The following is a 10,412-nucleotide window of genomic DNA, read 5'->3' on the forward strand; positions in this document are numbered from 1 at the left end:
GAACGCGACGGAGCACCCGGTGAGCACCGGTTCCCGGTGCCGCCGCCCGCAGCCGACTGGAACCGTGAGACGGGAAGACCATGCGAAGCGCTGACGCGACCGACCGGTACGACACCCCCGATACGTCCGTCCTGTCCTGGGCGGTCGAACTGACCGGCCCGCTGGACTCCCAGGCCCTGCAACGCACCCTGCGGGTGACGTTGCGGAACCCGCCCGTGGGGCAGCCGGCCATGACCCGCACGCTGGACCTGAGGCACCTGCCGGCCGCCGAGCAGGACGACGCGGTCGACCGGGTCCGGCGCGAGGAGAGCGGCGCGCTCGCGGGAGTGGCCGCCGAGGCCCCGGCGCGGACGGCCGTGTGCGTCCTCGCGCCGGATCGCCACGTGCTCGTCGTGGCCGCGCCCGGGGCCTGGGCACCGCGCCGCGCGAGCGTGCTGCGGGACCTGTCGCGCCACTACCGCGGAGAGCCCGCGGCAGGCGGCCCCGGCCAGCCCGGCGTCTCCCCGGAGCGGCCGGCCGGCCCCGGGACGCCGCGCTCCGCGGAGCCGGGCGGTGACAGCGGCGCCGAACAGGTGCGCCGGTGGGCGGAGGCGTTCAAGGGCGCCGAACGGCTGGGCCTTCCGGCCGAGCACGCCGGCACGAACGCCGGACGCACGGACACCCGCATCGCGACCCGCCCTCTGGCGCCGGACGTCTCCGCCTCGCTCGGCCGGGCCGCGGCCCGGCTCGGTGTCGACGAACCGGCCCTGGTGCAGGCGGCGTTCGCGGCCTGGCTGCACCGGCACAGCGGGCAGCGCGACCTGCTGTTCGGTACCGGCCCGTACCGCTGCGACGCCGGTTCACCGCGGGCGGACGGGACGCGCGGCGGGGCCCCGCTCGTCGTCGTGCCGGTCCGGCTCGCGCTGACCGCCTCCGCGACGCCCGCCCAACTCGCCGATCGGTGCCGGAACGCCGTCGAGGAAGGCGCGGCCCTCGCCTCGCACGCCGGCACGCCGTCGGCGGCCTACCGGGACGCCGTCGGCGACCTCGCCCCGCGGGCCGTCGTCTCCGTCGTGCCCGGCCACGACAAAGACCCCTGGGTCCCGGGCGTGGCGGTCACCACCCGGCTGCCCGAGTACCACGACATCGGCGCCGACCTCACCCTCACCGTGGAGCTGGGTGCGCGGGACGAGGTGGCCGGGCGGTCCGGCCCGCTCCTCGCCCTGGCGTACCGCCCCGGGTCCCTGCGGCCCGGACTCGCGGAGCTGCTGCTGGAACGCTTCGAGCAGGTGCTGCGCCAGTCGTCGGCCGACCCGGCCGGGGTCCGGGTGGGCGAGTTGAGCATCGTCACCGCGCGGGAGTCGGCGCTGCCGGAGGTGGCCAGAGGTCCGCTCCGGGACTACCGGACGGGCACCGTGCCGGAACGGTTCGCCGAAGCGGCCGGGCGGTACGGCGACCGGATCGCCGTGGCGGACGACCACGGCGGGACGTTGACGTACGCGGAGCTGGACCGGCGCACGAACGCGCTCGCCGCGCACCTGGTCGCCATCGGTGTCCGCCCGGAGCACCGGTGCGCCATCGTGTACGAGCGGGGGGTCAACGCGATCGTGGCCGTGCTGGCGACGATCAAGGCGGGTGCCGCGTACCTGCCGGTGGACCCGGCCATGCCGGTCAACCGGATGGAGGCGCTCTTCCAGGACGCGGACGTGCGCACGGTCCTGACCCACTCGCGGCTCGCGGAGCGGCTGCCCGGCCGGGCCGCGCGGGTCGTCGCCCTCGACCTCGTCGGGCCCGACCTGCCCGCGGGGGCGGGCGCCGGCCCCCGGGTCCCGCTGTCCGCCGCCAACCTGGCCTATGTCATTCCGACTTCGGGCAGCACCGGCCGGCCCAAGGCGGTGATGATCGAGCACGCCGCCCTGACCCATTTCGTCGACATGGTGCAGGACTTCTTCGAGCTGTCCGCCGACGACCGCATCGCCCAGTGCGCGGCGCTGTGGTTCGACGTGTCGGTCTTCGAGATCTTCGCCGCCCTGCTGATCGGGGCGAGCGTGCACATCGCGGGTGACGACACCAAGCTCACGCCCGGCGCCCTCCAGACCGTGCTGCGCGAACGCCGGGCGACGGTGCTGATGACCACTCCCTCGCTGCTGGAGACCCTGGACCCGGACGGCCTGCCCGACCTGCGGGTGATGTCGGTGGGCGGCGAGCCGTTCTCGGCGGAGCTGACCGCGAGGTGGGCGCCCGGGCGGCGGTTCGTGAACGGTTACGGTCCGGCCGAGGCGACGGTCGAGGTCGTGGCGAAGGTCTGCGCGGGCTCCGGGCAGGACGACCCGCCCATCGGCCGCCCGCTGGCCAACCACAGTGCGTACGTCCTCGACGAACGCATGCGTCCGGTACCGGTCGGTGTGGCGGGCGAGTTGTACCTCGGCGGCGCGGGCCTGGCCCGCGGCTATCTCGCCCAGCCGGGGCCGACCGCCGCGGCGTTCCTGCCCGATCCGTTCGGTGCGGCCGGTGGCGGGCGGCTGTACCGGACCGGGGACCTCGTCCGCCGGCTGCCCGACGGCGACCTGCTGTACGTCGGGCGCACCGACCGGCAGGTGAAGGTCCGCGGCATGCGGGTGGAGCTGGGCGAGGTCGAGCAGGCCATGTGCCGGCACCCGGAGGTCAGCCGTGCCTGTGCCGTCACGGTGACCACCCCCGACGGGGACACCGAGATCGTCGGCTACGCCGAGGTGCGCGGCGGCGGCGCGGCGGCCGACGGCATCCGCGCCTTCACCGCGGACTGGCTTCCCCCGTACATGGTGCCGGGCACGCTCGTGGTGATGGACAGCCTCCCGGCGAACAGCAGCGGGAAGGTCGACATGGCCGCGCTGTCCGCGCTGCCGTTCCCGCCCGCCGGCACGGTGCCGGGGCAGCCCGAGGCGGCGCCGCTGCCGACGGCGACCCAGAAGGCGGTGGGCGAGATCGTCCGGGAGGTGCTGCGGGTGGAGGACGCGCCCGTGGACGAGGACCTCTTCGCGCTCGGCGGCAACAGCCTCCAGGTGCTCCGCATCCTGTCCCGGGTGCAGTCGGCGTTCGGTGTCACCCTCACGCCGCAGGAGTTCTTCGAGGAACCCACGGTGCTCGGTATCGCGGCGGCGGTGGACGGCCGGCCGGCCCATGCGTGACGAGGGCGGCGGGCGGGCGCCCGGCTCCCGTCCCCTCGACACCGGCCCCCTCGACGTCAGCCCCGTCGACGTCAGCCCCGTCGACACCGGCCCGCTGTCCCCGCAGCAGCGCCAGATCTGGCTCGCCGACCAGAACGCCCCGCCGACCGGCCTGTACAACGAGGGCTGCCTGCTGCGGCTGAGCGGCACTCTGCGGCCCGAGCACCTGCACCGGGCCCTGGTCGCGCTCGTCGGACGCCACCAGGCGCTGCGCACCACCTTCCCGCTCCAGGACGGCGAGCCGGTCCAGGCGGTCTGGCCGGCGCCCGCGGCGGCCCGGTACGCCGACCCCTGGGGCGACGACCTGGTCGATCTGAGCCATGTGCCGCCCGACGTACGGCTGGAGCGGGTGCTCGGGCTCGCCCGACAGCGCACCGAGGCCGCCTTCGACACCGCGCGCGGACCGCTGCTGCGCTGGACGCTGTTCCGGCTCGGCCCCGACGACCACGCCCTCGTGCTCGCGGTGCACCATCTCGTCTGCGACGGCTGGTCGCTGCGCCTGCTGCTGCGCGAACTGGTGGAGTGGTACGCCGCTTCGGCCCGGGGCGCGGCCCCGCCCCCGCTGCCCGACGCGCCGTCCTACCTCGCGTACGCCCGCCGGCAGCACCTGCTCGGGGCGACCGCCTGGCAGGACGAGCTGGACCGCCGCGCGGACGCGCTCGCCGGAGCGCCGACCCTCGCCGAACTGCCCGCCGACCGGCTGCGCCCCGCCGTCAAGGACTTCCGCGGCCGGCGCGACGCCTTCCCGATGGACGAGGAGACCCGTCAGGCGCTGACCCGGCTGGCAGCCGGCTGCGGGGGAAGCCGGCTGGCGGTGCTCGCCGCGATGTCCGGCGCGCTGGTCTACCGCTGTACCGGCCGCGGCGACCTGCTGCTGGGCACCGCCACCGATCCGCGGCCGGAGCGGTTCTCCCGCACCGTCGGGCTGTTCGCCAACCTCGTCCCGGTACGGCTGCGGCCCGACGGCGGCAGCACGGTCGACCGCCTCCTCGACGCCGCCTGCGACGCCGTCTTCGACGCCATCGACGCCGGCGCGGTCCCGCTGGAGGCGCTGGCGGCGGCCCTGCGGCCGGCCTACGACCCGAGCCATCCCCCGCTGGTCCAGCTCGTCTGCACCATCTGGGACCGCGACTACGCCCACCTGTCCTGCGCGGACCTCGACTGGGACGTGCTGGAGGTCCCCAGGACGCGGGCCCGCTTCGACCTGATGATGGAACACGTCTTCGACGCCGGCGCGTGGACAGTCCACGTCGAGTACGACACCGGCCTGTTCGGTCCTGACACCGTCGCGCGGTTCGTCGCGCACCTCGCGCGCCTGATCCGCGGCGCCGCGAGCGCCCCCGGCCAGCCGCTCGCCTCGGTGGCGATGCTCCCTCCGCCGGAGGTGTCCACCGCCCTGGCCGCGGACGAGGTGGTCCTCGACCGCGACGGCAAGGTGCTGCCCGTCGGCGCGTGCGGTGAGCTGCACCGGCTGGTCGCGGGCCCCGACGGCCGGCCGGCGCCGACCCCCGCCGGACGCACCGCACGCCGCCTGCCCGACGGGCGCGTCGAGACGCTCGGACCGCTCCGGCGCCGGATCAGGCTCGGCCAACTCGACGTCCAGCTCGACCAGTTGGAGGACGTGGTGCGCGGCCTGCCGGCGGTCCGGGACGCGGCGCTCACCGCGCCCCACGGCGAGGACCCGCGACCGGTCGCGTACGTGGTGACCGAGACGCCGGCCGGCGCCGCGGACCTGGCCGGCCTCCGGCGGGACCTCGCGGCGGCGCTGCCGCGGATGTGGGGTCCCTCCGAGGTGACCGTGCTGGCGCAGATCCCCCGTCGGCCGGACGGAACCGTCGACGAGGCCCGGCTGCCGGCCACGCCGCGCGGGACGGCCGGCCCGCCGCCGAACACCGGACTCGAACGCACCCTCACCGACGTGTGGAGCCTGCTCCTGCCCGGCAGGACGGTCGGGCCGCACGACGACTTCTTCGCCCTGGGCGGCGGGTCGATGGCGGCCGCGCAACTGGCCGTACGGCTCACCGAGGCGCTGGGCGTTCCCGTCGGCGTACGGGACGTCTTCCTCCACCCGACGGTGCACGACCTCGCCGCCGCCCTCACCGCGCGGCTGCGCGACCGCACCCAGGACGTGGCGGGCGCCGCCCCCACCGCGCCTGCCGGGCAACGATCGGACCGCGAGCCGGCGTTGTCCGCCGCCCAGCAGCAGATCTGGGTCAACGAACGCCTCATGCTCGGCGCCGCCGACGACTTCAACAGCGCGTTCGCGCACCGGATACGCGGGCCGCTGGACGCCGTCGCACTGCACCGCGCCCTCCAGCGGACGATCGACCGGCACCCCGGTCTGCGCGCCAGGTTCGAGGCGGTCGACGACATCCCCCGCCAGCACTTCTGCGACACCGCCACGGTGGCGATGCCGCTGCTGTCGGTGGAGGACCTGCCCGCGGCGGAGCGCGCCGCGCAGGCGGTCCGGCTGGCCCGCATCGACGCCGGCACGAGGTTCGAGACGGGGACCGCTCCGCTGGTCCGCGCCACGCTGATCCGGCTCGGCGCCGAGGACCACCTGCTGTCCTGCACGCTGCACCACCTCGTCACCGACGGCACGTCGATGGGCGTCGTCCACCACGACCTGGGCGAGTTCTACGCCGCCCAGCTCACCGGCCGCGAGCCCGCACCCGCCCCGGTCGGCGCCCACTACGCCGACTACGTACGGTGGGAGCGGGCCTGGCTGGCCGGCGAACGCGGCGCGGCGGCCACCGCGTTCTGGCGGAGCAACCTCGCCGGTGCCGCCGAGCTCCGCCTTCCCATCGCGCCGGGCCGCAAGCGGGCCACGCTGTCGGTCGCCTCCTGCCGCCGCACGGTTCCCGCGCCGGTGGTGCGGCGCCTGGCCGGCCTCGCGCGGCGCTGCCACGCCACGGTGTTCATGGCGGTCACCGCCGCGCTGACGACCGTGCTCGCCCGCTGGAGCGGGCAGCGGGACATCGTGCTGGGCACCCTGGTCGACAACCGCCCGACCGCGGAGGTGCAAGGGACGGTGGGCTGCTTCGCCGGCTTCGTTCCGCTGCGCGTCGACCACGACCCGGAGCTGGCCTTCCCGGACCTGCTGGCACGGACCCGCGATGTCTGCCTGGACGCCTACCAGCACCAGCACCTGCCCCTCGCCGACATCGTGCGGGCGGCCGGGGCCAGGCGCAGTTTCGACCGCATGCCCCTCTTCCAGGCCACGGTGCAGCAGGTCCGGCCGGAGCTCCAGGCGCTGTCCCTGGCCGGCTGCCGGACGGAGCCGGCGAAGGTCACGGCGGACGTGAGCCGCTTCGAACTCACGCTCTTCGTGCAGGAGACGGCCTCGGGGCTGGTCCTCGACCTGGAGTACGCCACCGACCTGTGGGACGAGGACACCGTCAGGGCCCGGCTCGACCGTCTCGTCACCGTCCTGGACGCCGGCAGCCGCTCAGACCGCTGAGGACACGGACCGGTCCTGGGCCATCCGGTACCGGGGCGGCGCCATCCGCACCGAGCGGAACCACTCCTCCAGCTTCCGCCGGTGGTGCGCCTGCTCGGCCGGCGCGGTCAACGGCGAGGCGTTGAACGCCATCAGGCGGCTCATGGTGGTGTGGAGATCGACCAGTTGCGCCATCGTCAGGCCCTTGCCGAGCAGGTACGGCACGGCCCAGAAGTCGTAGTTGTAGCCGGGCATCCACACCGAGCCGGTGACCTCCCGGAACACGGCGTCCGCCGCGTCCGCTGCGCGCCCGGAGTCCATCGTGGCGTGCGACCAGTCGTAGCCCTGACCGGTGATGCCGAAGGTCTCCGCCTGCTGGTGGATCGGCGAACGGTGGTTGTAGAACCACAATTCGGACCGGTAGAAGGTCGGCTGCGTCTCGTTGATGAAATCCACGGTGTTCCGGACCGTCTGCTCGGTCTCCCCGGGAAATCCGCAGATGAACGACGCGAACGTCGCTATCCCCCGCGCGTGCAACTGCTCCATGGCGAATCGGTACTGGTCGCCGCTGCTCGACTTGACCATGTTGCGCAGTACCGAGTCGTCACCGGTCTCGATACCGAGGAAGACCGCCCGGCAGCCGCTGCGCCACATCAGATCGAATATCTCGGTGTCGCGGGCGGCCGAGCAGCGGAAGAACGAATACCACTCGAACGGGAAGTCGTTCCTGATCATCATCCGGCACAGTTCCTTGAACCGGCCGATCGGCACGTTGAAGGTGTCGTCCACGAAGACCAGATGCCGGGTGCCCAGATCCGCGAGCTGCCGCAGTTCCCGCTCGACGGTCTCCACGGAGGCGACGCTCAAGGCGCCGGCCCGCACCGGGAAGTCGCAGAAACTGCACTTGAACGCGCAGCTGCGGGCGGTGCGGGTCTGCACGGTCGCGCCCAGCTCGCTCCGGTCGCACAGACCCCAGTCGATCGCGCACGCGTCGAGGCTGTTGGCCTCCGGCCGCGTGCGGGTGAACCGGAAGCCGGTGTCGGCCCGGGTGTACAGGTTGGGGACGCCCGACGGCTCCGTGCCCTGCCGCACCGCGCTGACCAGGCGTCCCAGGGACTCCTCTCCCTGGGACTCCCTGATGTACGAGTCCGCGCCGACCCACTCGAAGACGGTCGTGAGGGCTTCGGCCGACAGATCGTTGGCCAGGTTGTCCACCAGCGGGCCGCCCACGACGACATGGGCCTCGGGGTACCGCTCCCGGACGAACCGGCAGATCTCGTGCACCGGCCACGGCATGAGGTAGAACGTCGTGGTGATGGCCACCACCTTCGGCCGGCGATGCTCCAGCACCTCCTCCAGCCGGGAGGTCTCCGGCCGGAACAGGCTGATGTACTCGGCGTCGAAACCCTGCCGGCGAAGGTAGCTGGTGAGATACACGGCGGCGAGATTGGGAACTTCGCCCACGTGGTAGTACGGATCGGCGCCGACCGGTTGGAAACGTTCCGCGTAGTGGTTGATGACATCCATCGGAGCCAGCCGCGCTCCGTCCACCAGGAGGTGCTCACGCATGAACACCCGGCGTTCCGGGGATTTCGGTTCCTGAGCCATCAACCGGTGCTCGTGGAACGAGAGCGGCGGGTCGTTGTAGCCGATCACCATGCAGTCGAGACTTGAGTTCATCGTCAACCTCACTCACATGCGTCCGGGTGCGCCGGGAACAAGGGAACATGCCGACGGACAAGGCGGATGCCGAAGAGACCCATCCCGAAAATCGGTCACAGGCAGGAATCATCATGACGCCTCAACCCACCATCGCCGAGTCGGACGAAATGAAACAGAGCAGGACTCCGGTGCACCGGCTGATCGAGACGCAGGCGCGGCGGACCCCCGACCGCCTCGCCTTCACCGACGCCTCGTCGGAGCTGACGTACCGCCAACTCGACCTGCGCGCCGACGCGCTCGCCCGCGTGCTGCGCGCGGGCGGCGTCCGCCGCGAGACACCGGTCGGGCTGTACCTGGACCGCTCGGCGGACCTGCTGGTCGCGCTCCTGGCGGTGTTCAAGTCCGCCGGCACCGCTCATCTGCTGGACCCCCGGTGGCCGCACCAGCGCACCACGGCACTCCTGGCGGCGACCCCGCCCCGGGTCCTGCTGGCCCGTCCCGCCGCGCTCCCCCCGGCCGCCGCGACCGCCCGCTGCGAGGTCCTGCCGGTCGATCAGGCGGCCTCGGCCATCGGCGGGCCGGAGGACCGGGCCGTTCGCGTCCCGGTGCACCCGGACAATCTCGCCTACGTCGTGCACACGTCCGGATCGACCGGCGAGGCCAAGCCCACCGGGATCACCCACCGATCCGTCAGCCACTGCGTCGCGACCCACGCGGCCGGGCACCGCGTGCACGGCTCGGACCGGGCGAGCTGGCTGGCCTCCCCGGGCTCGTCCGCGGGCGTCGGCGAGTTGTGGCCCTACCTCGCGCACGGAGCGAGCGTGCACACCACCGACGCCGCCGTCGTCGCCTCCCCCGCGGAGCTGCGCGACTGGCTCGTCACGACGGGGATCACCAAAGCGTTCCTCAACTCCCTGACCGCCCAGGAGCTCATGGCGCTGCCCTGGCCGTCGGACACCCCGCTGAGCCTGGTGACGGTCGGCGGGGACCGGGTGGCGCGCTGGGCACCGCCGCACCTGCCGTACGAGACCGCGGTCTCCTACGGGTCGGCCGAGGCGAACGGCGTCACCAGCGGCCTCGTCCCCTGGACGCGCAGATGCACCTCCCACACCGCCGGCCACGCCCGCAGGTCCGCGCCGCCGCCGGTCGGCCGGAGCTGGCCGGACGTGCGGGTGATGGTGCTGGACGACTCGATGCGGCCGATGCCGGCCGGCGGGGTCGGTGAACTGTTCGTGGCCGGACCCGAACTCACCCGGGGCTATCTGGACCGCCCCGCGCTCACCGCCGAGCGGTTGCTGCCGCATCCCCGGCCCGCCGTCCCCGGCGAGCGCGTCTACCGGACCGGGGACCTGGCCGTCCTGGACCGCGACGGCATGCTGCATCACCACGGCCGGACCGGGGACCTGGTGAAGGTGCGCGGCCACCGGGTGGAGCCGGGCCAGGTGCAGGCGGCCGTCCTGGAACACCCGGACGTCCGGGCCGCGGAGGTCGTCGGCGTCCCGGATCAGGACGGCCGGACCCAGTTGGTGGCCTACGTGGTGGCCGGCACGGACGGGCCCGGCACGACGGTGCCCGCCGGACTGCGGCGCTTCCTGCTGCGACGGCTGCCCGAACACGAGGTGCCCGCGGTGGTGATCGGCCTGGAGCGGCTGCCGCGCAACGCGAACGGCAAGGTGGACCGGCGGGCGCTGCCGGTTCCGGTCCTCCCCCCGGCCGCCCCGCCGGTGCCGGATGCCGGGCGGCCGGACGGCGCCGGGAGCGGCCTCCCGGCCGGCGACCCGGAGGAGGACGACGCGGCCGCACAGGTGCGGCGGATGTGGACGGCGCTGCTGCGGGTCGACAGCGCCTCGGCGTCCGACGACTTCATGCTGTCCGGCGGCACTTCCCTGCTCGCGGGGCGGCTCGTCGCCGCCGTCCGCGACGACCTCGGCGTGCGACTGCGGCTGCGCGACTTCCTGCGGCACCCCACGCTCGGAGCCCTCATCGACCAGGTGCGCGCCGGACGGGCCGTCCGCTGAACGACGGCGGTGGCCCCTGCCCCGGGGGGGCACGGGCCCCCCCCGGGGGGGGCCGCCGGGGTACCGGGGTTGAGTCGAAAAACGCCGGCCATGTGTAGGGCGAGTACG

General features: G+C 74.2%; 4 protein-coding genes. 3 read left to right on the forward strand and 1 reads right to left on the reverse strand.

Features of this window, described 5'->3' with window-relative positions:
- Window positions 1–80 precede the first annotated feature (80 nt).
- Together ACIPAE_RS13100 and ACIPAE_RS13105 are read left to right on the forward strand one after the other, a co-directional pair.
- Window positions 81–3,146 carry an amino acid adenylation domain-containing protein gene (locus ACIPAE_RS13100; protein WP_402444930.1) on the forward strand — a complete coding sequence of 1,022 codons (3,066 nt, stop codon included), beginning with the start codon at window positions 81–83 and terminating at the stop codon, window positions 3,144–3,146.
- Entirely contained in the window at window positions 3,139–6,645 is a 3,507-nt protein-coding gene (locus ACIPAE_RS13105; protein WP_402444932.1) for a condensation domain-containing protein, read from the forward strand. Before ACIPAE_RS13100 ends, ACIPAE_RS13105 begins: the two co-directional genes overlap by 8 nt.
- On the opposite strand, the gene ACIPAE_RS13110 is transcribed toward ACIPAE_RS13105, so the two are convergent.
- On the reverse strand, window positions 6,634–8,304 hold the full coding sequence (locus ACIPAE_RS13110) for a PhpK family radical SAM P-methyltransferase (protein ID WP_402444933.1): 1,671 nt from the start codon (window positions 8,302–8,304) through the stop codon (window positions 6,634–6,636). The genes ACIPAE_RS13105 and ACIPAE_RS13110 overlap by 12 nt on opposite strands.
- A 113-nt stretch (window positions 8,305–8,417) precedes the next feature.
- On the opposite strand from ACIPAE_RS13110, the gene ACIPAE_RS13115 reads away from it, so the two are divergent.
- The gene (locus ACIPAE_RS13115) at window positions 8,418–10,304 is read left to right on the forward strand and encodes a non-ribosomal peptide synthetase (protein WP_402444935.1); all 1,887 of its coding nucleotides are present in this window, start codon (window positions 8,418–8,420) and stop codon (window positions 10,302–10,304) included.
- Window positions 10,305–10,412 lie beyond the last annotated feature (108 nt).

Origin of the sequence: Streptomyces sp. NPDC087270 (genome assembly GCF_044744625.1) — a bacterium.
Classification (GTDB): domain Bacteria; phylum Actinomycetota; class Actinomycetes; order Streptomycetales; family Streptomycetaceae; genus Actinacidiphila.